General features: G+C 61.0%; 6 protein-coding genes and 2 pseudogenes. 1 reads left to right on the forward strand and 7 read right to left on the reverse strand.

Translation table 11 applies throughout. The features are described from left to right. The first annotated feature begins 208 nt into the window (after nt 1-208). Nucleotides 209-775, forward strand: coding sequence for a GNAT family N-acetyltransferase (locus JIN84_RS20750; RefSeq protein ID WP_200353020.1), 567 nt, complete (start codon nt 209-211; stop codon nt 773-775). Here JIN84_RS20750 and ligD read toward each other — a convergent pair. The 7 genes and pseudogenes from ligD to JIN84_RS20770 all read right to left on the reverse strand — a co-directional run. Then, complete coding sequence (gene ligD / locus JIN84_RS23505; protein ID WP_425602312.1) at nt 761-1,009, reverse strand: non-homologous end-joining DNA ligase LigD; 249 nt, start codon at nt 1,007-1,009, stop codon at nt 761-763. The two genes, JIN84_RS20750 and ligD, sit on opposite strands and share 15 nt — an antisense overlap. A 562-nt stretch (nt 1,010-1,571) precedes the next feature. After that, complete coding sequence (locus JIN84_RS20755) at nt 1,572-2,201, reverse strand: PEP-CTERM sorting domain-containing protein (protein WP_200353021.1); 630 nt, start codon at nt 2,199-2,201, stop codon at nt 1,572-1,574. A 257-nt stretch (nt 2,202-2,458) separates the two neighbouring features. Further along, complete coding sequence (locus JIN84_RS20760) at nt 2,459-2,893, reverse strand: exopolysaccharide biosynthesis protein (RefSeq protein ID WP_200353022.1); 435 nt, start codon at nt 2,891-2,893, stop codon at nt 2,459-2,461. Between the two features lie 250 nt (nt 2,894-3,143). Next, the gene (locus JIN84_RS20765; RefSeq protein WP_200353023.1) at nt 3,144-3,806 is read right to left on the reverse strand and encodes a proprotein convertase P-domain-containing protein; all 663 of its coding nucleotides are present in this window, start codon (nt 3,804-3,806) and stop codon (nt 3,144-3,146) included. Nucleotides 3,807-3,842: 36 nt separating this feature from the next. Beyond that, nucleotides 3,843-4,691, reverse strand: a complete 849-nt coding sequence (locus tag JIN84_RS23575) for an Ig-like domain-containing protein (protein ID WP_425602313.1) — start codon at nt 4,689-4,691, stop codon at nt 3,843-3,845. Nucleotides 4,692-4,751: 60 nt separating this feature from the next. Continuing rightward, nucleotides 4,752-5,750, reverse strand: a pseudogene (locus tag JIN84_RS23580) (Ig-like domain-containing protein); the annotation flags it as partial. A gap of 12 nt (nt 5,751-5,762) precedes the next feature. Further along, a pseudogene (locus JIN84_RS20770) lies at nt 5,763-26,264 on the reverse strand (right-handed parallel beta-helix repeat-containing protein); the annotation flags it as partial. Nucleotides 26,265-26,374 lie beyond the last annotated feature (110 nt).

Below are 26,374 nucleotides of genomic sequence, written 5' to 3' on the forward strand. Positions count from 1 at the left end.
AACTATGCATCGAAAAGCATCCTCTTTATCGGGGCCGGATCAATTCGACAGCAAGGGCGACCCCAGCAGGCACAGGGCGAGAAATATTTCTTCCTTAGAACAACGGCAGTAGATGCCAACAAGCCGTGGGATGCAACCGGCGATAACCTCCCTCGTTGAATTCGGGCTCGCCACCGCCGGTGCATCCACTCTATCGTTGGGCAGATATATGATCCGTAAAGCAACATTCGAGGACGCAGCGGCCATCGCTCAAATCCATGTCGGTACATGGCGGGTCGCGTATGCCGGGATCGTTCCCGATGACTATCTCGCCAGTCTGTCGGAAGAACAACGCACCAAGAGTTGGCAGCAGCGGTTGACGGACGGTCGGACGATCATCTGGGTGGCCGAGAAAGACGATCAGGTCATCGGTTGGGTTGCCGGTGGTGCAGGTCGAGACGCAGACGCACAAGGCGATGCGGAAGTGTATGCGATTTACGTGTCATCCCAGCACTGGGACTGCGGCGTCGGGCGGGAGCTGATGGCCCAAATGGAAGCGTCCTTGCCTGATGGTCCGGGCACGACACTTTGGGTGCTGCGGGATAATCAGCGTGCGATTCGGTTTTACGAGAAGGCGGGCTATCGGACAGATGGCGCACAGAAGGAGATTCAGCTGGGGAGCAAAGGTTTTTGTGAAGTCCGATTCCGAAAGAGCAGGCCCGACAAATCGCTGCTGCGAACTGTGTCGAATGGATCTTCGATCACACAAGTCCAAGCTTCTTCAGAAACTCAATAGGTCCGTGTTGAATTTAGGCTTCATCCACTGGGTGGGAGTCTTGGGATCGTCATGAATGGTGACTCCGCAGTCCGGTGGCAGCGATGGCAAATCTGCCCACGCTGAGGGCATTGAAACGGGTGCTCCTGGCCGGGCTCGCAGGCACCATGGGGCGACACAGGTTGAGCCTTCACCATCGCGTAGCCAATCGATGAAGATTCCTGTATCAGCTTGTCGCGGTCCTTGGCCAGCGATGCGACTTTCTCAGGATCTCCCAGCCTGTCGAACTTGCTGGCCTTCACTGCCTCCAAATCCAAACGGGAGAGAAAAATCCGATGATGCTTTCAAGCGGGGTGACCGGAAAACCGGATACGAGCGCGGACGCAGGCGCGCGGTCTGGAGGGTCAGATTCTCGACTTGAAGGACAAGCAGATGGAGGAGCCGAATAGCGAGATCGAACGACTGGAGGCTCTTGGCAAAAAGGACCGACCGTCGAAACCAGCTCGCTTGCCGAGATCGGAGGCGGTGGTGGGGCATTCGCTCCCAACGTCGACGTGAACAAGCAGATCCTCACCGAGATTCAGAAGATCACGGCGATTGCCGCGCAGGGCGTCAGCAACACGTCACCCGGACCACAGGAGCCCCACTACTAACACTTCCGGCGAGGGGTGGTGCCCTTGCCGTCACGCACCGGTTGGTGCGTCAACTGATAGACCCGCCGTCCTGAAAATGGGCGGCGGGCTTTTCGTGCCGATCTCGAGACATCAAAAGGAATTCCTTTCGATCTTCAGGAGCCAGCCGAGGAACTGGGGTATCCTCAGATTTGAGGGGACCCAGTGCAGCGCCGCTTCCGACCTGCCAGCAAACCGATTCCAAGACCGCCGAGTCCCAGCGCGGAAGGCTCTGGTATAACCGAACCTTCCAAGTTGAAGATAAAGGGCACGGGCGCGTCATTAAACGGCAGGTAGCCGCTTGTCAGGAATGTGCTGCTGGACGCAGACGGGGTCCCGCTGCTCAAGGAATTCAACCACGACCAATAGGAGCTGCTTCCATTGGCCACCGCCAACCAGTAAGTGCCAGCTCCCAACGTAATTGCAGAAGAGAGATTCAAGCTGTTTATATAGCCCTCGCCAGAGGGTAAAGCGGAGCGGGTGCTGGGAATGGAAGAGAAAACATAATTTCCCACTAACTCGCCTGGCATGGAATTACCACTGTCTGCCATGATAGCGATGCTGAATTGATCATCCTGCGCGACTCCACCGTACCGTCCCGCAACGTTGATCCCCGCGAGACTGATAGCGGTTGTTACAGTAAATTGCGCGGCGATATACTGGCTTGCGTATGGGCTACTGACAAATCCGAGGCCCGGATTGTTGGAATCGCCACTGGTAAAAAGGGTGGCCCCTGGACTGAAACAGGCCGACGCCAGAGTGGTGGAAACAAACACGATTGATACTTTTATCACCTCTCATCCCTGTTACGGAAAGCTGGTGATGTCCACATTATTCGCGATAATGTCCGTCATTTCCCATCGACTCCTCCGCCCGCTTCTGCCATCCGTCGCCCGTCGGTGCTTCAACATCGATCCGCATTCGAAAACCGAAGAGTAATGACCGAGGCGCGGGAAAACATCGAAAATCGAATCTAAGTCCTGCCGTGAATAGTCGTGGAGTTATTCCCACGTCTAAGATGTTGAAGCATAGCTCACGGCAGGACTTTTTCGTTAAATGAAAAACTCCATTGACCGCTTTGCATGGGCATTGGAACGAGCCTCCGGGTCACCATCCTATCGACTAATTTCGCCAACTTTCGTATCCATTTGTTCGATGCCGTCGTCTTGATGGTTTCGCTCGCACAACGATCGAGCAGCCATTGCGGAAGCCAAAAGTGACTGCGTCCGCAGATCAGTTGTCCAGCCACCAACAGCACATAAATTCCAATCAACGTTGACACCCCGGGGATGTCAGAGACGCCGGGCACCAGCAGGACAATCCCGGCGAACAATATCAATGGACCGAATGACCTCCTACCCACCGCATCCATCAGCATGTTCAGTGACACTCTTTTTTCATCCTTTGCTACCTCCTTGAAGCGATCCAGTATTTCGTCAACACTTTTGGGACGAGATTGGCCGGACATGGAATTTAGCGGATCGTGAGAGCGAGGTTGATTGCAGCGAACTCTAGCGCAAATGCCGGTAACCGCAAGCGAGCTGCCGCCCGGCCACACACGGTTGATTCAAATGGATCGAATCTTCCGATCTGTGGACTGCATTGCCAGCACCACCGCCACACAAGAATACAAGTCTCGGGGGCGGCGCGCATTCCACGGACAAATCCGCCACCGCACCTGAGATTTTTGTCGTGCGCCACTGCAAGGCACCATCCCCCTACGGTTTCCGATTCCTGCGGAGGATCGCCAGCGGAGTGAAAGCACACAACAACATCGGCACCGTCGGCTCCGGGATGGCGGTGACGGTCAGTGTCCAGCTCTCCAGCGTGCTTTGATTGCCGAAGCCGACATCCGCGACGAACAGGGTCCAGTCTCCCGTGGGATTGTCGCCAATGAAATCGGAAAGGGTGGCGGTGCGGGGATCCGCGCCGGTGACATCGTCCGGATCGACCAGGCGGCCGTCGGAGGCGTAGGTGCCGGCATACGGGCCGCTTGAAGGTGCCAGGGTGTGGACATCCAAGGGGGCGTTGTCATCCAGGGTGATGTTGATGCCGGTACTCCCGCTGCCATCCTCCACTCCGTTCTCACGACCCACCCTGTTCAGCAGCATCGCCATGGTGTCGCCATGCACCAGATAGACATAGAGATCGCCGTTCCAGCCGTCGCTGAAGACAAGGTTCACGGTGACATGCGTGATGTGATAGATCTCCTGCAGCGGCGGGACATCCCCCGAGTCCGCCGTGACGGTGACCGCATTGGTGTAGCCGGAGAAATTGTAGTCCGGAATGATAGTGCTGGTGATCGACGATCGCACGATGGTCACGGCGGCATCTGCGGATGCGGTGAGGAGACAGGCGAACAGCGGAAGGAATGATTTCATGAAGAGAGGGAGTCCGGAGGTGTGGAGGTTGTTTCTTCAGTGTTTCTTGATGCGGTAGAAGCCGCTGCCGGATGGTGGGTTCACATCGGTGAACTCGATCTTCCCGAGATGGTTCGCGTTGCGGGTGGCGATCACTTCCCATGCCCCGAGGTTCACGGAGCGCTCGATGTCGTAGGCACGGTTCGGAATCCCCTGGAAGTCCAGTTTTATGTCGCCGTTGACGATGGTGAGCTTCGGCGGATTCGGATTCCCCGCCAGCGGGCTGTCATCCACAGGTGCCGCGACCTGAAGCGTGACCGTGACCGTGATGGTGGAGCCATGGGTGTCGCGGATGGTGATCGGGAAACTGTCCTCACCGGAAAAGCCGTCCGGCGGTATGTAGCTGATGACGGTGGCGTTGCGGACCAGGGTTCCGCCATTCGCCGTCGTTCCCCCATTGGTGAAGCTGAGCGTGTCTCCGTCCTCGTCGTGTGCCTTCGCGAGGATCTTCGCAAGAGAAAGCGGCACGGGCGTGTTGTGGGGGACGTTGGCGGCATAGCCATCGAAGGTCGGCACGGTGTTGACGAATCCGGTAAGCGTCAGCTTGAAGTCCGGTTTTTCGGGATCGTTGCTGCGGAGGTGGAGGCTGGTGGTCCGGACTCCGGGGCCCGATGGACGGAAGATCACCTGGAACGAGCTCGAATCATTCGGATACAAATAAGGATTCCAGAAATCCCAGGGGTTCATGCCATTACCGAATTCGTTGATTTCGAAATCGCCGGAATGGTCACCTTCAAGAGACAGGCCGATGTTCAGGGAGCTACCGTAGTCATTGCCCTGGTTCATCACGGTGACGGTGTACTTGTTGCCCTGGCTGGTGCCGGATTGCACGGTGCCGAAGTCCATGGTCGCGCCGTCCCCCACCTGGTTGTAATTCTGATTGTAAACGGCGATTCTCGGAGCCGGAGGGAGCGGCGTCACATCGATCCTCACCGTGGCGGTGCTGGAGTAGCCCGAGGCGGTGGTCAGGGTGTAGGTGAAGCTGTCCTGCCCCTCAAACCAATTCGGGTTGCTGTAGGTGATGGAACTTCCATTGATGGCGACCGAGCCCACTCCACTGTAAGTGACGGTGAGCGTGGTGTCCGCCGTGTCGCTGTCGTTGGCCAACAAGGTGGAAATCGGGATGTTCAAGGTCGCGCCCGAACGGGTTTCCGCAGTGTCGTCCCTGACGAAGGGCAGGCCCGGTGTGGTGACATTGCCACTCAGGAGGCGGGAATAATCCGGCACGGTGAGAAAACGAACGATCGCTCCCTCGGTGCCGTCGCCGTAGACATAAAGCTCTGTATCCGTCCAATCCGTGAAGGAGACATCGTCCAACGTCAGATCGCCATTGTGGGAAACCACGATGCCGAGGTTCGCGCCACCGGGATACCTCACGGAATTGTCATGGAAATCACAACCGGTGAGGACCACGTCTCCGCCATCGTTGAAGATCGCGGCGCCGAGCTGGGCCTCGAAGTATTGGAAGCCCACGTTTTCCGCAGTGAAGCTGCCGAAGTTGAGCACCGCGCCGCCGACGAAGCGGTTGAAGAAATTTCCACCCCGGGAGCCGGTGAGCTTGAGATTCTTCAGCGTGAGGCTGGCATTGTCGCTTACGAGGAAGAGACGGAGGGAGGTCGGGGAGTTCCAATCCAAGGAGGTCCCCAGTTCGAAATTCTCCGAGTCTCCGGCATCAATGGTGATGTCGCCCCGGATCTCGAAGGCGGATCGGTAGATGGGATCGCCGTAGTCGGTGCCGCTGGAGATCGACCAGCGGTCGTTGGCACCGGTTGCGATCCGGATCGTCCAAGAACTCGACGGGTTTCCTGCGGAGGTGAAGCTGTTGATGAAGCTGATGGCGGCGCGGAGGGTGCCCGGACCGGAATCCTGGCCGCTGTTGACGACGAGCACACGTTCGCGAATCATCACATCCACCCTCACGTTCTCGGTGGTGCCGGTGGAATTCGAAACACTGTAGGTGAAGCTGTCGGTTTCCGGGGTGGCATCTTCCGGATCCGCCTTCGCGCTGTTGTCATGCGTATAGCGCAGGACGGAACCGACCTTTGTGACGGTGCCGTGGGCCGGCTGGCTGAAGGAGGCGATGGCCAGCGGATCCCCGGTGGGATCGGTGTCGTTAGCGAGGACATTGATATCGGTGGAGAGACCACGGTAAACGGTGCCGCTGTCGGCGACGCCTCCGGGGAACCCGGCCAGTTGATCGAAGTCCAGCGTGACCGTCGCCGTGGAGGTGATGTCGCTCGTGCTCTCGCTGGAGCTGAGGCGCTGGTCGGTGGCCATCGTGATGGAGTAGGTGAAGCTGTCACCGTCGAGCGCGGCATCCGCGTTGTAGGTGAGGTTGTTGCCATCGCGGGTGATGGGGATACCCTTGGCGCTGGTCGGGCTGACGGTGATGTTTTTCAACGGTGTCCCGAAATCGTTCGCAAGCAGCGTGTCGATGCCGAAGGTGAGCGGTGCGCCGACCGGATAGGTGACGGTGTCATCCACGGCGAGCGGCAGGCCGGAGATGGCGAGCGTGCCACCGTTCCGCTTGATGAGTCCCGCGGACCTGATGAGGGAGTTGTAGACATCCACGGTCGCCAGCGCGCCGTCGCCGACGACGAAAAGCTCCGGGTTCTCGTTGTCGTCGAGCGCCACACCTTCCAGGGAAAGCGAGCCGTTGCGGGACCAGATGGTGCCGCCGTCGCTGCCTTGGAACAGCGTCGAGTTGTTGAAGCCGAAATCGCAGTCACGCAGCACGACCGTGCCGCCGTTGTTATAAATCGCTGCTCCGGTGTGGGCGGTGAGACCGTCGAAGATGACATTGTCCGCCGTGAAGGTGCCGAGGTTGTAGATGCCTCCGCCACGGGAGACATTGCTGCCCGCAGGCTGGCCCGCGCTGTAGACCGCCGTTCCCTGGCCGCCACGGAGGACGAGGTTTCTCAGGCTGAGGCGCGCACCCGGCGTCACAAGGAAATTCCGGGGGGTGTTGGTGACATACGGAACCTTGATGACGAAAGCATCAAGCCCGGCCGCGAGAGGAGCCTCGATGCTGACCTTGCCCCGGATCCTGAAGGCGGAGCGGTAGCCTTCCGCGAAGCCGCCTTCATAGCCGGTCGGCGTAAGGACATAGGCCCGAGGGCGGGAGGCGATCCGGATCGTCCAGTCCGCCGTGGTGCCGCTGGTGCCGGCGAGAGGCTTGTCCCAGAAGCGGTCCACGATGGCGAGGGCTTCCTTGAGCGTGGTGTGGCCCGCGTCGTCGGTCGCGTTGAGCGTGTCGTCATCGGTGCTGTTCACGATGATGACGTGGTCGGAAATCGTGATCGCGACGGTGATGGTCCGGATCTCTCCGCCGGTGTTCGTGGCGGTGTAGGTATAGGTGTCCCCGGTCGCGGATCCGCCGTCGTGGGTGTAGAGGAAGTCCGTTCCGGTATTCACCACCGTGCCATGGGCGGGTGGATTCGTGATGGCGATGGCCGGATTGCTCCAGTCCCCCGGAGCGGCGGGGATGGTGGTGGTTTCGGACAGACCGCGATAGACGAGCGAGGTGACGGGTTCGCCGGTGATGACGACGATGACCTCCAGCGGTGCCGAGGTCTGGCCTCCCGCCGTGACGGTGAAGGTGAGAGTCTCGGTGCCGAGCACGTTGGTGAACGGAGTGTAGGTGACGACCGCGCCATTCACTTGGACACGTCCCAGCGTGGGCGTGCTGGTGAGCTGATAGGACGTGATCGCATCGCCATCCACGTCACTACCGGCAAGGGTGAAGGAAACCGGGGTGTTTTCGACCGTTACGACGGGAGCGACCGCGGCGAGCGTCGGCGGGTCGTTCACCGGCGTGACGTTGATCGTGACCGTCGCGGCGGCGGAGGTGAGCACCGAGTCCGTGACACGATAGGTGAAGCTGTCGCTGCCATTGAAGTTCGCGGCAGGAGTGTAGGTGTAGGCGTTTCCATTCGCACCCGGTGCGAGCGAGCCGTGGCTTGGCGAACTCACGATCGTGTAGCCGAGCGGGGCGGCACCACCGGTTCCGGACAGGAGCACGGCAACAGCGGTGTCCTCGTCAGTCACGAAAGTGGCCGGAGCCGCGGCGGGAGCCCGGGTGAAGGTCATGGTGTGGATCGTTTCACGGAACAGCCCCAGGGTGTCCGTCACGCGGATGCGGACGCTGCGGGTGAGACCGCCGGCGGCATCGATCACGCCAGCGGTCTTCAGCTTCGCTCCGGTAATGACGAAGTCCGCATTTCCGGCGGAACCCTCGCCCGCCACCAGGCTGAACGTGAGCAGGCCGGCATCCTCCGGATCCGGGTCGGTGGCGGAAAGCGTGGCGACCGTCAGCCCCGCCGTCTGGCCGGTGTAGAGGGTGCCGCTTGCCGGAGCCAGCGTGAGCGTGGCGGGTGCCTCGTTCAGGCGGGTCACCGTGATGGAAACCGTGCCCACCGCGCTGGCGTGGGTCACACCATTCGTGGCGCGATAGGTGAAAACATCCGTACCGGAATAACCGGCGGCGGGACTGTAGCTGAAGGTGCCGTCCGTAGAGAACGTCAGATTCCCATGAGCCGGCGGCGTGACCACGGCGGCGGTGAGATCCGCGGGCGAGCTGTCATTGGCAAGCACGCTGGCCGCACCGCTCACGAGAGTGGTGGCGGTGCCGTTTTCAAGCATGGCGATGGCATCCGCGCTGGCAACCACGGCAGCCGGAGTCGTCACGCCCGCCGTGGGGGAATAGCCGGAGTACAAGATGCCGACATTGCTGCGGACGCGGTAGAAATACGGTGTCGAAGGCGAGCGCCCCGCATCGACGTAACTCGCCGAGTCCGCCGCAAGCGTGGAGCTGAGCACGGTCCAGTTCGTGGAACCATTCGGCGAACGCTCGACGGAGTAGTTGGTTTCCCCGGTGGAGTTGTCCGTCCATGCGAGGGAAATCCGCGTGTCGGATTCCGCCGTCGCGACCAGACCGGTCGGAGCAGCGGGTGTACCCACGTAATAGGAAACCATCGGCACACCGCTGGCGGAGATGAAGACGGAGTCCATCATTCCATCTCCATTGAGATCGACGAGGTCAAGCGCCTTGGACATCGCGAAGGCCGGTTGTTCGATGATCTTCTGGAAGCGGGCGAATGATCCGTCAAATCCCGTTCCTCTCCAGACCTGGATCAGATTGTTGTCGAACTGATACGGGAAAACGAGATCGGCGAATCCATCGTTGTCGAGGTCCGCCACATTCAGCGAACCGGCGTCCGCGACGGACAGCCCTACCGGCGTGGTCTGGTTCGTGAAGTTGAAGGTCCGGGAATTTGTCGCCTGGCGGTAGATCCGGATGGCACCGTTGTTTCTCACGCCGATGACATCCAATCGCCCGTCCTTGTCAAAGTCCGCCGTGATCACCCGGTTCGTCTCGCCGCCGGTGGGCGTGGGCCCGGTGGAGTAACGGCCTGTCCCGTCGTTGTTCCAGATTTCCATAGGGCCGTCACCGTTGGCGGTGAAAACGTCCAGGCGGCTGTTGCTGTCGTAGTCTCCGAAGGCCACGGAAAGACCCGCGCCGCTTCCGAGCCGTTGGGTGGAATCCGTGAATGTTCCGTCGCCGTTGTTGAACCAGACCTGGTCCGCACCGGCTGTCGCGATGAAAAGGTCGAGAGTGCCATCGCCATTCAGATCCGCGAGGCCCAGCGAGGTGGCGCTGAGGCCTGCCAGCGTGGACGTCTTGCCGAACGCACCATCGCCATCGTTTCTCCAGATCTCGACATCGCCACCCGCCTTGCGCAGGACCACATCCAGCCTGTTGCGCGAGCCGGAGGAGCGCGTGATGCCCAGCGAACCGACGAGCACCTGCGAGACCGCGCCGCTGCCCAGGGCGTGCCCGGCCTGAGTGAACACACCCGCTCCGTTGTTGAGCCAGACACCCGCGCCGTTCGCCCCACCGATGACGAGATCCACGGATCCGTCTCCATTCACATCGCCGCTGGCGAGGGCGTTGGCCGACGAGGCACCCGAGATCGCGCCGGGCGTGGTGAATATTCCATAGCGGCTCCGGCTGCCCGCGCGGAACTGATAGGTCGCCGGGAATGCCGAATAGCCGTCCAGGCGCTTGAGCCCGCCGGTGATGCTGAACTGCACCTGCTCACCCGCCTTGAAGGGAACCGCCGTTTGCAGGGAGACGGTGTTGCCCGCGATGCTGTATCCGGTGAGTGATCCGTCCGCGAGGGAGAGGCGGCCGGTTTGCGAACCGTGCACCGCGAAGGAGCCGTCAAGAATCGAAGCCGGCAGGACGCCTCCGTCCACCACGAAGCTGACCTTCGAAATGGGTCCGGTGAGCATCTGGTTTGCGATACCGGCTTCAGGTCCGGCAGTGGCGTAAACGTAAATGTAGGTCGCCGCGTTCGAATACAGATCGCCCGCGGTGGCGGTCGTCACATGGACTCGATAGAGGCGGCCATGATAGGAAGGACCACCGGTGACCGTGAGCGTCGGCGTTTGAACGCCGGACTCGGTGGAAGACTCTACAAGATCCGTCCACGTGCCGTTCAGGCTCACCTGCCATTGGTAGGAAACCTCGGAGAAATTGGCGGCCACGGAGAAAACTCCGGGAATGCCGTCACCCGCATTCGCATCGACCGGCTGGGTCGTCAGGCGGATCGGCACCAGAGGAAACTCGTAGGCTCCCATGTCCACCGTCGTTTCAAAAACGCGTGTGGCTCCGGCGAGATCGGTGGCGGAACCGCCCAAGAGGGCGTTTGATCCCCGGTTGATGAGGCTCGACTGCGGCGAGAGACGATAGTCGCCCGCCGTGGTTCCGGTGGCGGAGGCCGCGACCGGCGCGACGAACCCCGGATCAATCGTGAGATTGCCATTGGCGGGTTTGAAATCCAAGTGGGCCACGGCATCCTGCACGTCGTTGTTGGAAGTGGAGACTCCGCCACCGACGTTCGCATCGATGAGGTACTGCGTGTATTGGGAGAGTCCGCCCGTGGCATTGCCCCAGACGATCGTGTTATACATCTCGATGCGTCCGGTGTTCTGGGCGCGGGTGAAGTTGAATCCGCCGATCCCCGTCACCCCGTAGTTTCCTGCGATGGTGCAGTTGCGGTAGACCACGTTGTCCCCACCTTCGGAATAGATCCCTCCGCCATACCGGGCGAAGTTGCCGCTGAACAAGCAGCTCTCGATGGCGGCGGAGACGACGTAGGTCTTCAGACCACCGCCATTCACATCCGCAGCGCCGTTTCCACGGAATTCGCTGCGGCCTATGTACGAATTACCCTGCACCAGCACCATCCCCTGCCGGTTCGCGGTGAGCACGGAGTCCGTCACGTTCAATGAGCTCCAAACGGTGTTGATCCCCGCCTGGGTCATTCCGGTGAACCGGCAGTTTTTGACGGTGATCCAATGCTGGATGGTCGCCGCGTCGGCAATCGACTTGATACCGGTGCCAAGTCCGTCGAACGAGCAGTTCGCCACGGTGAGGGTGGAGTTCTTGCCGATGGACACACCGGTCGTCGCGGTATTGAAAGAGAATCCATCGATCCGGATGCCGGTGACGGTGGTGGTGTCTACGGAAGCAAAGATCGACGAAGTGCCGGCGATACCTTGCAGGACCGTCGGATGGGAAACGATGTTCCTCTGTGCCAGTTCGGTTTCCGTGCCGCTGAAGCCTCCATACAGCTCGACTTTCGACCGCAGCGGGAACGCCGCCGCCGTGTCTGTCTCACTTGGCCGGTAGGTGCCACCGGCCACCCAGAACTGTACGCCTGTCGTGGGATTGAGCCTCGCCTTCGTGAAGGCGGTGCCGACGGTTTTGAACGCCGTCGCCCAGGTGTAGCCGTCGCCATTGTCATCGGCTGCGGCGGCGTTGACGAAATAGCGCTGAGGGTAAACGGACAGCACCGCGCTGCGTGAGATGATCGCGCCGCCGTTGGTTCCGTTGACCTTCACGCGGAAAAAGTAGCCGTGCTTGGTCGGATCATCCGAGAGCAGTTGGAGCGTGGATGTCCGCGCGCCGGAGAAGCCCGTGCCATCCACGACCGGGGTATAAGCGATGCCGTTCGGCGAATATTCCCACTGGAAGACGTAGTTCGATCCGGCAAGCACGACCTGGAACTTTCCCGGACCGGCCTGCACGGGCAGCACGAGATCCGCAGGCTGCTGCGTGATGATGAGCGGATCACTCTGCGAGCCTTGGAATTCATAAGCGCCCAGGTCCACCGTGCGCACCGCACGCGGTGCGTTGTCCGCATCGATGGCCAGTCCTTCCAGCAGGCTGTTGTCACCGGCATCGACGCCCGGCGATCCTCCCTGAAGCCGGAAGTCCCCCGCCAGCATCGGCGCATCCGCCGCATTGATATCGCTGTAGAAGATGGGCGCGAAGCCCAGGTTCGGTCCGCCCGCGGCACGTCCCTCCACATTGGAAGTCTGGAGCGAGAAGCCTCCTCCGAAGAGATGGTTGGTGTATTGCTGTGCGTCGAGCGAGCCGCTGGAAGCGCGGTTGCCCCAGATGATCGAGTTCCGGATGCTCGCGCCGGCGCTGATGTAGGCGTAGAGACCACCGCCCTCACCCGCGAAGTTCCCCACCACCGTGCTGTTCAGGAGGACGTGTGGATTACCCCCGGAAATGTTGATTCCTCCGCCCGAGCCGGTCGCCTTGTTGCCGGTGACGACGAGGTTTTCCATCCGCACCGAACCGTTGAAGATACTGATGGCACCGCCGCTGCCACTTGCGACGTTTCCGCGGAAGGTCGAGCCTGAGAGGGTCACCGTGCTGGCATTGAATGACGCACCCGCACCCGAGGAGGAGGTGTTTTCAAGGAACTGGCAGTTCTCCACCCTGCCGCCGGCGGAGGAGATCGAGAGACCGCCGTCGGTATTCCGCGAGACGATCAGATTCCGCAGGGTCGGGCGGGCGTTGGAGGTCACGCTGATGCCGCGCTTCCCGTTCACGACGGAGAAGCCGTCGAAGATCGTATCCGCCGCGATGGGTGAGCTGATCGCGTTGACCGACAGCACCTGATCCGAATTGTCTCCGGTGGAAGACGGGTCACCGCGCTCGCCGCTCAGAATGACGGGATTCGCGGTGACATCACGGGCACCGCCGCCATTCGGATAGCCTCCGTAGATTTCCACGCGCTGGCGGATGCCGAAGCCATAGACGGGTGCGGTGTAGGTGCCCTTCGCGATTCTGATGATGCGCCGCCCCGGACTGAGGCGTGTGGGATTCTCCACGAGCGCCTCATCGAGTGTCTTGAACGCGGTGGCCCAGGTCTTGCCATCGCCGGTGGTCGTAACCGATGCGTCGACGTACATGGTTTCCGGTTCATTGACGGTGAGGGTGAGTTCCTCGGAAGTGACACCCTGGCCATTGATCGTCACACGGACCTTGATTCCGTTCGCGGCCAGTGCCGGGCTGGGGAAGGTCAGCTTGGATACGCCGTTGACGGTCGTGATGATGACGGGGATTCCGTTCGGTCCCTCCCATTGGCCGGTCACGTTGTTGAAGGTGATGGTGATCCATTCCGAACCGTTCTTATACTGCCAGGTGAAGGTGTAACTTGGATCGCCGGTGATGGAGAAAACACCGTCCACTCCGCGGATCGTGGCGAGGGATGTCGGCAGCGCGCTGCGGTAAAGCGGATCCGGTGCGTGAGAGGATTCGTAAGCACCGAGATCCGGCAGGCCGGACTGGATGCGCACCGCTCCGGTGACGTCGGTCTCCCCCGCGTTCACGGCGGCGGCATTGCCGGCATTCACGGCTGGAGAACGCGCGGAAAGGGTGTAGTCCCCCGCCCCGGCATCCGTGAAAAGCGGGTCCCAGCTCATGTTGCCGGTGCCACCGTAAGTCTCGCCCTGCACAAGGGTATACGAAGCGAACACTCCGCCGGAATCCGTGTAGATCTGCTGGCGGAATCCGTTTCCGGCGATGATGCAGTTGGTCAGTCTGAGAGACTGGTTCTGCCAGCCGATTCCGATGCCCCATTGGTCGTTGCCCGCGATGGTGCACGAGACCAGTTGCGTCGCCTCGGCGCGATAGGTCATGTCCACACCCGCGCCATGGTTGTCCGCGAACAAACTCTGGCGGATGAAGATGCGGCCATCGTTATTGACCACGCTGTTGTTGTGGTTCCCCACGAACTTCGAGCGGACCAGATTCACGGTCGATCCGGTGCTGACGTAAACCACCGGGTCCGTCGGATCGGTGGGAGTGTTGTCTTGGAAAACGGAGTCCTCTACGGTGATGACACTCTGCGCGGAACTCTGCACGCTGTTGTCCTTGCCACCTTGGAAAATGGAACGACGGATCGTGGTTGTGCTCGAGGGTCCGCCGACGACCGCGACGCTTCCGGACTGGTTGAAGGTGCAATCCTCGACGGTCAGCGGTCCCTTGACGTTGATGACGCCATAGCCCGCCAAGCCGGAGAACGTGCAGTTTCTCACGAGCAGCGGCGCGTTGGAAACAGTGATGCCACCGGTGCTGCCGGTGAAAGTGAAGCCATCGATGACCTCGCCGAACTTCAGCGTATCGGTATAACTCCCGCTCGAAAGAATATTGGTGGCGGCCGGTGATGAGGAATTGCGGATGAGTATGGTCGGATTGCCCCGCACGTTCCTCTCGTCGCGCCCGGCCTCCACTCCTGCGAAGCCACCATACAGATCCACTCCCGGAGGAAGGCTTGTGTAGGTGTCGTAGGTGCCACGGGAGACCCAGATGTCGCGCGGTCCGCCGGTGAGCGGATCCGCTGCGGCCAGGATGGCGCCGTTCACCGAAGTGAAGGCGTTCGCCCAACTGGTACCGTTGCCATCACCGGTCGCTCCTGCATTCACATAGAGGATCGTCTTCGGAGTGACGGTCAGAACCCCGCCGGACGAAGTGTAGGTGGCGTTTCCGGAAAGCACGAAGCGGAACTCCGTCCCGTTCATGGAAAGCGGCACCTTGTTCAGCGTCATGATGCTGCCATTGCCCGAGAGGACCAGATCCCCTCCGGAAACGACATTGACGAAGGAACCGCCGGATTTGACCTGCCACTGGACGTTGACTCCGGCGGTGGTTTGCACGGAATACTGGACCTGTCGGCCAACGACGACCGCCCTTGCTCCATGATTGGTCTTCAACTGGATCGGAGAGACCGCGGTGCCGGTGAACTCATAGGCTCCGCTGTCCGGATTCGATCCCTGGATGCGCGGCGTCGAAGCGAGGTCGAGCGCACCCGTCGGGATGCCGCTGGCGGTGCCCCGGTTGACGGCAGGTGAGAACGCGGGGAGTTGATAGTTCCCGGCGTCCGCATCGATGAACAACGGATCATAGCCGTCGTTGCCATTTCCATTGATGACATACGCGCCTTCGACGAGGGAGTTCGAGATGACGGTCCCTTGGCTGCCGAGCTTGATCTGGGAATTCTCCACCAGCGACTGGCTGCCGGGATTGTTCAAGGCCGCATACGGCCACGAGGTCCGGTTGCCCCAGAGGATCGAGTTCTTGAGATTCGTCCTGCCGTCATTGGCGATGCCCGCCGTCTCGGTCGCGCCGTTGTTGTGAGCAATGGTGACGTTCGTGAGATTGAACTGGCACTGGCTGAAGCCCCTGATGGCCGGGGCATACACGGTGTTCCGCGCGACGAGCGAGTTATCGAGATTCAACAGAGCCTGGCTCGATTGGAAGACCGCGTATGCCGAGTTCCCGGTGATCGCGCAGCGGTTCATGGTCACCTGGGTGGCCTTGCCGTCGATGACGTTGGCCGCAGACGTCGAGGAGTAATCGCTGAAGGCGATCAACAGCGCGCCATTGTTGACGTTTCCGCTGAAGGTGCTGTCGGTGATTTTCACATTCCCCCGGTAGATGTAGACCGTCGTGCCGGAAGAGGCGGTATTCACGTTGTTGAGGAACGAGCAGCCGCTGATGGTCGCGGCGTCTCCATCGAGAACCAGAACCGTGGAACTGTGGGAATCAAACACGCAGTTCGCGATGACCGGATTCGACTGTCCGGCCGCTTCGATGGCACCTCCATTTCCGCGGAACGTGCAATTCCTGATGACGGACTCCGAATTGCTGAGATACACCGCTGTCTTGTCGTTCGCGCCGATCAGGGTGAATCCGTCGAGCACGGCGTCGGTGGTCTTGGCATTCCGTGCCGCCGTGGAATCCGCGCTGAGGAAAATCTGCCTGCCGCTGCCGAGGAGCGTCACCTCGTTCGCCGCCACATTGCGGTCCGCCCGTGCCGTTTCATTCCCCGCGAATCCGCCATAGAGGTGGACGTTCCATTTCAGGCTCGCCGTGTTGATGTCATAGCTGCCGCCCTGCACCCAGATCTCGCTGTATTCGTTCGTCACGGCCAGCGCCTGCTGGATGGTGCCGAACGCGGTCGCCCAACTCTTGCCATCGCCCGGGCTGGCTGCGCCGCCATTCACATAAATGACCTGCGGACGCGTGACGGTGAGGACCAGATCGCCCGAAGTGATGGTCTGCGTGACGCCGCCGGTGGTCCGCTCGATGACGGCCCGGAAGCGGGCCCCGTTCATCGCGAGCGACGGTGCGTCGAAGTAAAGCGTCCTCGTGGTGCCATCCGGGGACCGGATGAGACGGAAGCTGCCGGTGTCACCGGTGATGGTCACCCAGTTGCCGTTACCGTCGAGATACTGCCACTGCTTGAAATTGTGTCCCACGTAGGTGAACGACGTGTCGGTCCCCTCCGTCGCCGAGGTGGAGGTGGGATAGTTGGAAATCAGCAAGGGATTCCCGGAGTCGGCGGGAGACTCGTAGGCACCGGCGGCTCCGTAAAAACCACGGCGCTGGACCTTGTCCAGATCGGTGCTGCTGAGCAGCGTCATGTTCGAGGCATTCGACGTGATGGCTGCGGGAGAATTGGGCGACAGATGGTAATCCCCAGCGGACGGATCCACGAACAGTGGATAGAACGACATGTTGTTGTTCGCATTGTAGGACGAGAGCGGAGTGGGAACGCTCTCGATGATCGACTGCCCGACAGTCACCGTGCCCATGCCGTCGGTGCCCGCGGGGTCTCCAAGCTGGTGCTGCTCGGAGGTGGAGGTGGCGCGGGTGCCACGGTTCCCCCAGAAGATGCTGTTCTTGATCGTGGAGGCCGCCTGCCGGTAGGTGTAGAGACCGCCGCCGAATGATCCGCCACGGTTGTCCGCCACGGTGCTGAAGGTCATCGAGAGGCTGCCGCTGTTTTGCAGGGTCGCCATGCCTCCGCTGGCGATGTTTTTGGCAAACAACGATCCCTCGATCACGCAGGTACCCGCCGTGTTGTTCGCGATGATGGCGCCGCCCGTCGTGTTTCCACGGAACGCGCTGCGAAGCACGGTCAGGTGGGCACCGGTCCCGCTTCCGCTGCGGATGAAGGCACCCGCGATCGTGTTTCCGTTCACGACGGTGTCGCTGATCACCACGGTGGATTCGTTGGAAGAGGTCAGCAGGTCCGACGATGTCGTATTGTCGTGAATGCGGCTGTTGCCGAGAGTGACCGTGCTGCGGTCGACAATGAAAAGGTTCCCGGTGTTGCCCGTGAATTCGCAGTTCTCGTACTGCACCTGGCTTTGGAAATTTCCGAGATACCCGGCGTTGTTACGGAAAACGCAGTTCCGGTAGGCGATGATGACCCCGGCGTGGTAGATCGTCGCCGGACCCGTGCTGTCTCCGATGGTGAAGCCGTCGATCGCGGACGAGAGACCGGAGTCGGAGTCTGGGGTGGCCGCGTAGAACACCGGATTCGTCCCAACCGCATGGAGGATGGTCGGATGGGTCAGCGGATTGCGCTGGCTCCTTGTCGTTTCGGTTCCGGCGAATCCACCGAAGAGATTGACCGCTCCGTTGAGATTGAAATTGGGAGCGGAGACCGGCGTGTGCGTTCCGCCGGTCACCCAGATTTCGTCGGCGGTTTCCGCATTTTCCAGAGCACGGGACAAGCTGGTGTAAGCGTTCAACCAGCTCGTGCCGTCGTTGGTACCGGTGGCGACCGGGTTCACGCGGACGATGCGGGGTTCCTTCACCGTCAGGATGGCGGACGGAATGGAATTCACCTGACGCGCGGTATCCGAGAAGCTCACCTTGAGGCCGGAATCCAGCAGGCTGAGGCCATTGACGCGCACCGTGGAAAAGCCGGGTCCGGTGACGAAGGTGTAGCGACCGGCGGGCAACGGTGTGGTTCCGATATAAAGCGTCCAGGCAGGGTTCAACGTGGTTCCCACCGGCCAGCTTACAGTGAAATCGACGCTGCCGCCGATGTTGTAGGCCGTGCGTGACCGGGGCAGCGAGTTCAACTGGACCGGAGCGGCCGCATTGCCCGCGAGTTCGTAGGCACCCATGTCCGGAGCGCTCTCCCGGACGCGCGGACGGCCGAGAAGATCGGTGGTGGAGGAAGTCGTGTAAACGGTGGAAGCCGCGTTCACGAGTGGCGAGTAAAGGGCGAGCGCGTAGTCACCGCCACGGGCGGGATCAAAGATCGGGTCGAATTTCACATTCCCATCTGTCAGCGATGTGAGGCCGTCAATGCAGGACGAACGGAACATAAGCGTGCCGCCGTCCGCGCGGATGGCGCGCTCATAGGTGGTCCAGCCCTGGTAGGTGGTCCGGTTGTTCCAGAAGATGGAATTGCTCACCTTTACGGTGCTGTCCTGTGCGTACAGCGCGGCCACGGTTCCTTTTGACGTGTTGTCCGCCACAGTGCAGTGCACCAGATCCAGCGTGCCTTTCTTCATGAAAACGGCACCGCCGCTGCCGCTCGCACTGTTGCGCGCGAAGACCGAATTCTCAACCGTCGCGCTCGCACCGGCGATGTAAAGCGCGCCGCCGTAGACGCCGGTGTTCCCCAGGAACTGGCACTCCGCGATGAGCGGGTTCGCGCCATTGATGTTCGACATGGCCGCTCCATATCCGTCTCCGGCGCGGCTGCTGTCATTGTCACGGAAGACGCAGTTCCGGATCGTGGGCGAAGCTCCGTCGTTATGAAGCAGGCCGGAGTAGGAGTCCTCGAGAATGAACCCGTCGAGCAGGCCGGTGCGGTCCGTCGAATGATTGGAGACAACGTGGCGGCTGTATCCGGTGCGGTTTGTCGCGCCATTCAACCTGCCGCTCAGGATGGTGGGACGCGTGACCGGATTCCTGTCAACAAGCGCGGTCGACGAAGAATGGAAACCACCATAGATTTTCACTCCGAGCGGAATCTGGAAAGACGCATTGGTATCCCCTCCGCTGGTCGGGAGATAGGTCCCGCCCGCGACCCATACCGCGGTGCCAGGGCCGCTGACTTTCAACGCATCCGCCAGACTGCCAAAGGCCGTGTGCCAGGAGAGTCCGTCCGCCGACATGTTGAGCCGCGCGGCATCTACATAGATCCGCGCCGGAGGCAGCGTGAGCCGTGTGGAGGTCGTCGTGAGGGTGGTCCCGCCACGCACGACCTGCAGACGGAAAAGGTAACCATTCGCACCGGCCGGCGGCGCGGTGATCGTCAGCGTGCGGGAATTGACTCCCGAATACACCCCGTCCTCCGTGAGCGGAACAAAGTTGCCGTCGCCGCGATCCACATACCAGACGAGCACATCCCCCTCTTCCACCGCGAAGGTGGTGTTCCTGATGAAACGAAGCACACCGCCTGAGAAATCCGAGCTTGCGATGACCCGCCCGAGAGCGGCCGGACCGGTGTATTCATAAGGACCGAGATCCACAACCGCCGAGCTGACGCGGGCATTTCCCTCCAGATCTGTTTCGGTGAGGAGGTAACCACCGCCGTAGGAAGCCGTTCCCGAGTTGATCGCGGGCGACGCGCTGGCTAGGCGGAAATTCTCATTGTTGATGTCCACGAATCCCGGAGCTTCATCGAAGTTGCCCATTTGCGGAATGTTCGCATGCCGGTTCAGCCCCTGGACCAGAGAATGATTCGCGAACACGGGGCCGTCGCCCTTGACCAGGACCTGCTGGTCCTCGAGTCCGTCCAGTCCGCCCGAACCGGAGTTCACAGCAGAGTTGTTGTAAAATATGCTGTTGTAGAGTTCCACCGTGTAAGCACCGGGAATCGTATGATCCTGGTAAACCGCGCTGCCACCGAGCGGGGTGGCGGACAAAAGCTTCGCCTGGTTTCCGTAGAACGTGGAGTTGGTGAGCCTGAGCGAAATTCCCTGGCTGGAGATCGCGCCGCCCCGGCCATCCAAAGAGCGGTTGCCAAAGAACAAACCGTTTTTCAGGTTGAAGGACAAACCGGCGGTCGTTCCGTTCAGAGCGACCGCGCCACCCGATCCCGCGCGGTTGTTCTTGAAGATGCAGTTCTCGATCGAAACCGATGAGTTGTAGCTGATGGCGCCGCCCGTCAGTTCCGCGGTGTTGTTTTCAAAACGGCAGCCGGTTATGTCCGAGCCGAACAGATAACCCGGCGTGCCGGTGGAGGCGACCGCTCCCCCGTTTCTCGCGTGGTTGTCGCGGAAAACACAATTCTGGATCGTCGGGCTGGAGCTGATGTTGAGGATCGCGCCGCCATCCTCGTCGTCCGAGTAAGCGTTCTCGAAGGTGAGTCCGTCCAGGATCGTGGAGGCACCCACGTTCTCGTTCCGGAACAAATGCCGTGAATTGTCCAAGGCGCTTGATGAGGACCCGATGTTTCCACTGATGCGGGTCACACGCACCGTGGGCTTGCGCGCATCACGCAGCGATTCGGTGCCTTTGAAGCCACCATAGACCTTCACCGCGTAGCTGTTGATCGAGAAGGAAGCGTTCCGGTCCGTGCCGGTGGTTGGATAATACGTTCCTTCCTGCACCCATACCTGCGCGTTGGGCTTGGCCATCGCCGCCTGCAGGTCGCTGGTCGCATCCGCCCAGCCGGTTCCGCTGCCATCGCCCGTGGCAACCGGCCTCACATAGACATAGGCAGCCTTTGACATTTCAGTGGGCCGCAGCCGTGAGACCGGGGAATAATAAGTCGAGGCACCCCGGATGAGCCGCAGGCGGAAAAGGAAGTTGCTCGGCGGGGTCAGGACCGTGAGCGAAGGAGTGTTCAACCCGAGATACGCATCCGGCAGAGGCTCGTCGCCCGGGTCGTTCGCGCCGAGGATACCGAAGCCCGTGCCGTCGCCGCGATCCACCTGCCATGCGAGGATGTCGCCCTCCTGAGCGTCGTAGTCGGTGGCGGTGTAGCTATAGCTCTCCAGTCCGGATGAGGCCGCAGCGATTTTCCGAATCGGATTGGCGGGGGTCGGAGGATGCTCGTATGGCCCGAGGTCGATGGTGCCGATGATGCGGTTGTTCCCATCCAGGTCGGTCGTCTCAAGCCGGCTGGAAATCTCGTTCATCGATCCGGACTCGATGGTCGGAGAGGTGGCGGCGACATGGAAGTTCGTGCCTTCCTGCAAGAAGACCGGATCACCATCGAAGTTTCCGTTTCCGGTAAAAGTCTGGAGTCCGTGGATCAGCGAGTTCTTAGCTCCGCCGAAGCTGCCGGCGGCAAGGGAGATCTGTTGTTTTTCCGTGTTCGCGACTCCGCCCGTTCCCGTGTTGACGGCGGTGTTTTTATAGAAAATGGAGTTATACAATCCCAGCGATGCGTTGCCGGATCCTTTGTCAAAAGAGACACCACCACCGGCGGCAGAACCGGTCGAACCGACCGTGGCCCGGTTGCCATAGAGCGTGGAGTTGATGACATAAAAACCCATCCCCTTCGCCCAGATGGCTCCGCCCGTGCCGGCGGTCGCCCGGTTCCCGGCGAACAGGCTGTTCTGCACGGTGCAGTTCTGCCCATCCATGTCACCCGTGGTCTGGATGGCCCCACCCGTCTGTGCGGTGTTGTCTTTGAAAAGCAGATTCGCTCCGGCCCATGAGCCGTCGATGTAAATGGCACCGCCGCCCAGCTCTGCACTGTTTTCGTGGAACTCGCAGTTGAACAGCTTGGAACCGTATGCGACTCCGGTGGTGTCGGTCGAGGAGATCGCGCCACCGTTGCGCGCGTGGTTGTTGCGGAAAACACAGTTCCGGATCGAGGGGTTCGAGCGGATGCCTTGGATCGCACCGCCGTCCTCACCTTCCGCATGGGCGTCCTGAAGATAGAGTCCATCGAGCACCGCAGAACTCCCCACATCTGTGTTACGGAAGAGATGCCGGGTGTTGTCCTCCGCGCCGGAGCCGCCGATGGCTCCGCTGATGATCGTCGGGTTCGCACGCCAGTCGCGCGTCGCCAGCCTGGTTTCATTTCCTTTGAAACCACCATAAACCTCCACTCCATCCCCCATCGAAAATGACGCGTCCCGATCCGTCCCCGATGTCGGAGCATAAGTGCCCGCCGCGACCCACACCTCGGCGGAAGTCCGCGCGATGGCGCTCCGCAGATCGCTGGTGGCGTTGATCCAGCTGGAGCCGCTGCCATCCCCCGTCGCCACCGGTTTCACATAGACATAGCGATAGATGCTTTCCGCGGTAGGTTCCAGAATGGCTACGGGCGAAAGATAATTCAGTCCGTTGTGGGTCAGTTGCAGACGATAGGAGAATCCGTTCGGCCGGGATGACACGGTCAGTGTGCCGGTGGCCACGCCCTGGTTTTCCTCCCTTTCCGTCAACGCCACATACCCCAGCCCGTCGCCACGATCCACATACCACCGCAACGTATCACCTGAGACGGCGGTGTATCCCGTGGAGAAAATATAGCTCTCGGTCCCCACCGAGGTCTTTGCCACATTCTTCACCGGATGCGCGGGAGCCCCGCTGTGCTCATAGGGACCAAGGTCGATCTTCCCATTCACCAGGCGGCTCGCACCCGCCAGATCAAGGGTGATCGCCTGGGTGTAAATGCTCCCTGAGTCGCCGGAGTCGATCGCAAGGGACGTTGGCAGCAGACGGAAATCCGTTCCCTCCGTGACGAACTGTGGGTCGCCGCTAAAGTTGCCATTGATCGGACCACCGCCGAAGGTGCTCAGTCCGTGTACCAGCGAGTTTCTCAGCAGCGGGCCCGCCGACTGGATCTGCTGTTTCTCCACGGTTTGCCCGCCACCGGTGCCGAGATTCACCGCCGTGTTCTTGTAGAAGATGGAGTTGAAAATCTGTGCCGTGGTATCCGCCGGAACCGAGGTTCCGTCGTCGATCGCACCGCCGCCCGTCTTCTGTGTGGACGTGGCGGTGGCGCTGTTTCCGTAGAACGTCGAGTTCACGACGTTCAACTGGAGCATCGAGCTGGAGATGGCCCCACCCGCTCCGGAGGCTGATGCGTTGTTGGAGAACAAGCCGTTCTGGATCGTGCAGAACTGGCCGGGGATGGAGCCGGTCACGGAGATCGCGCCACCCGCTGTGCCCGCAGTGTTTCCGTTGAAGACCAGATTGTTTCCGAACAACGTATGCGCGTATGAAACCGCTCCACCCGCCGCCTCAGCGGAGTTGTTGCGGAACTCGCAGTTCACCAGGATCGAGCCTTCCACGAGGCCGGAAGAATGGATCGCGCCGCCGTTCCGGGCGTGGTTGTTCAGGAACACGCAGTTCCGGACCAGCGGTGCGGAATCGACATTGAGGATCGCGCCGCCATCCGCATCCGAGCTATATGCGTCACGGAGCGTGAATCCGTCCAGCACGGTCGAGCTCGCCCGGCGTGCGTTGGTGTTCTTGAAAAGGTTTTTGGAATTGTCACCCGCGACATTCGGAGTGCCGATGTCGCCGCTGATGATGGTCACCCGGGTCTTCCAATCCCGCGCCGCGCGCGTCGTCTCCGTACCGGCGAATCCGCCGAAGACACGCACTCCGTCGGCAAGTGAAAACGAGGCATTCCGGTCGCTGCCGGTGGTCGGACGATAGGTGCCCGCCGCGACCCATACCTCGGCGTTCGCATGACTGACGGCCGCCGCCAGATCGCTCGTCGCGTTGGCCCAGCTCAAACCGCTGCCGTTACCGGTTGCGGTAGGTCTCACATAATACACCGCCACCCCCGAAGGGATGGTCGCGTTGATCATGCCTGCGGAACCCGCGCCGACGCCCGACGCCACCGGGTTGCTGGAGCTCCCCGCGCCAACCTCCACGGTGGTGCCCGCGAGCGCAGAAGAATCCGGCAGCGTGCTGTCCACCTCGTAGGCACCGATGTCGACCCGGGAATTCAGCACCCGCTTCTTACCCGCCACGTCCATGATGTTCTCCAGATCGACGGCGTGGGAAATCATCTTCCAGGTGATCCACTGGTTGGCACCGGCGTTGTTGGCAGGCGACTGCACGCTGGGTTTCCCCTTCGGAGAGGAGACCAGCATCGGGTCCGCGGAGCTGTTGCCATAGGCGGGGTCACGCAGCTTCGGCCGGACACCCTCACCCACGTTCACCGCGCCAGAGCTTTCCAGCTCGCCGCGCGCGTCCGCTTCCCGCGTGGCGGCGATCGCCGCATTGATCTCGCTCTGGGACAGGTTGACGCCAGCAAGTCGCGGCGCGATGCGGTCCGTCCCGAGCGGAATGGTGTCCAGACTCTGGATGATGGAGTTCCGGATATCCATGATGCCCAGCCAGTTCACCTGTTCACCCTGGAGCGCGTTGTAACGGGCGCGCGCGTTTTCATCGAGCATGGACTCCGTGACCGCCTCGACATCCGCGCCGCTCGCCACCGTCTTGTTCGCGTTGTTCCAGAGGATCGAGTTGTAAACCCGGACATCCGCCCCCATCGCCGCCGAAAGGGCCTTGCCCAGGGCGGTCTCGGACTTGTTGTTGATGACGGTGCAGTTCACCATCATCATGATCGAGTTGAAGCTGTTCGCGACCGCGCTCGTGCCATCCGTCGAGGTGTTGTTCGCGAAGACCGAGCTGATCACCTGCGGCATGTTCCACATCGCGCTGGAGATCGCGCCACCATTCGACTCTGCCCTGTTTTTGGTGAAGGTGCAGTTCTCGACCAGCAGGTTGTTGAAGACCAGCTCGATGGCTCCCCCTTCGTTGCCCGCCTCGTTCCCGGTGAATGTGCAAGAGGCGAAGGCGGACCGCCCTGCCTCGGTATAGTTTTCATAACCGGCTTTCTTGGTTCCGATCAGGTCCGGGGAAACACCCGGCAGGGCGGCATTGATCGCGGCGTGTGCCCCGAGACTGATCAGGCCCTGGGGGGTGGCATATTTGTTGAAGCCCTCGTTGACGGCGACCCACCGTTTGTAGTCCGCGCTGTTTTTATCCAGCTTCCCGAAGTGGTCCAGGACCTTCACGATGTTATCGGCCGCGGCGAAGCCGATCTGCACAACGGCGTAGGCCGCCATCAGGCGCGAACCCGGGGAAATGTTGGTGTTCGTGACCGTCGCTCCCCCGACCTGGGTGGATCCTTTGGCAAATGGATTCGGAATCGTGGAGGCGAACTTGGAAAAGAACCCGCCTTCGGAAGTGATGAACTTGTTCGAAGCCTTGTAAACGCCATACGCCGTCAGCAGGGAGCCGATCTTTTCCCGGGTCGCCGTCTCGTCGTTGAGGCCATAGATCGAAAATGCTACCGAACGGAGCGTGTCATTGAATCCGTCAACGTTGGCATCGCTCGCACGCTCGGACGGGATGCCCATGATCTTGACCGCTCCTCCGCCGTCCTTGGAGAAGTTGTTGCTGAAGGTGCTTTGGACAAAGCCACTCTGCTGGTTCAGCCCCCAGAACGCCCCCGCCGCACCTTCGCAAAGGTTCTGCTCGAATTCACACCCGCCAATGAAGGCACTCCCGTCATACAGCGCGACCGCGCCGCCGTAACCACGTGCCTGGTTCCGGGCGAACCGGCAGTTCAGCATCTGCAACCCGTAGCGCGCCGCCGTCCAGGTCGACCCCGTGTTGAAATAAAGTCCTCCGCCCACCACCGTGGAGTATGGCTTCACGGCGGACTTGGCACCCGTCGTCTCGGGAACATCCGCATACATCTCGTAGCCGTCGATGTCGGCCCGGTCGATCGCGGTGTTGGTGGCCGCTCCGCCGGTGATCGTCAGGAATTCCAAAGTGACGCCTTCCACACCATCACCCACGACCACGTTGTAACTGTTGTCCGCCCATCCGGGATCGTCGTTGGAGGCAAGCAGCGCGGGAGATCCGTTGAGCGCCGTGATCGCACCGATCATCGGAGTGCCGATGTCACCGCTCAACACCGTGGGATTACCCCAAGGAGATCGGGCATCCACCGTTGCTTCATCCCCCCGGAATCCACCTCGGAGGATCATGTTGTTCTTCAGACGGAACGCCACGGTCCGGTCGATCCCAGTCGTGGGCTTATAGGTGCCGGTCTTGATCCAGATCTCCGTGCCCGGAGCCGCCGCCGCGAGTGCCGTCTGGAGATCGGGGTAGGCCTTCGCCCACGTTGAGCCGTCCGGCGAGGCATGCGTCGCATCAGAAGCCACCCGCAGGATCGCTGCCGAAGCGTTCGCGGAAAAAAACATCAGGCCCAACAACAGCCACAATCGGGGGAAAAAAAGGTGTGATTGTTCGGGCAACGCCCGTTTCATGGAGGACCGGACATATCTCGACACACAGGCACAAAGGGTTTGCATAAGAAGAAAGGGAGGGCTCGATTTCGAGGGGATTCCGCCGAATCTAGGGGCACTTTCCAGTTTAACAAGACCATTGTAATTTATTTAGATGCAACCGATAGCGCAATTTG

Origin of the sequence: Luteolibacter yonseiensis (assembly GCF_016595465.1) — a bacterium.
GTDB lineage: Bacteria > Verrucomicrobiota > Verrucomicrobiia > Verrucomicrobiales > Akkermansiaceae > Luteolibacter > Luteolibacter yonseiensis.

Bases quoted from the DNA above. Each gene is read 5' to 3' on its own strand.
- JIN84_RS20750 (WP_200353020.1), top strand. From the start codon at position 209: ATGATCCGTAAAGCAACATTCGAGGACGCAGCGGCCATCGCTCAAATC.
- JIN84_RS20760 (WP_200353022.1), bottom strand. From the start codon at position 2,893: ATGTCCGGCCAATCTCGTCCCAAAAGTGTTGACGAAATACTGGATCGC.
- JIN84_RS20765 (WP_200353023.1), bottom strand. From the start codon at position 3,806: ATGAAATCATTCCTTCCGCTGTTCGCCTGTCTCCTCACCGCATCCGCA.
- JIN84_RS23575 (WP_425602313.1), bottom strand. From the start codon at position 4,691: ATGGACTTCGGCACCGTGCAATCCGGCACCAGCCAGGGCAACAAGTAC.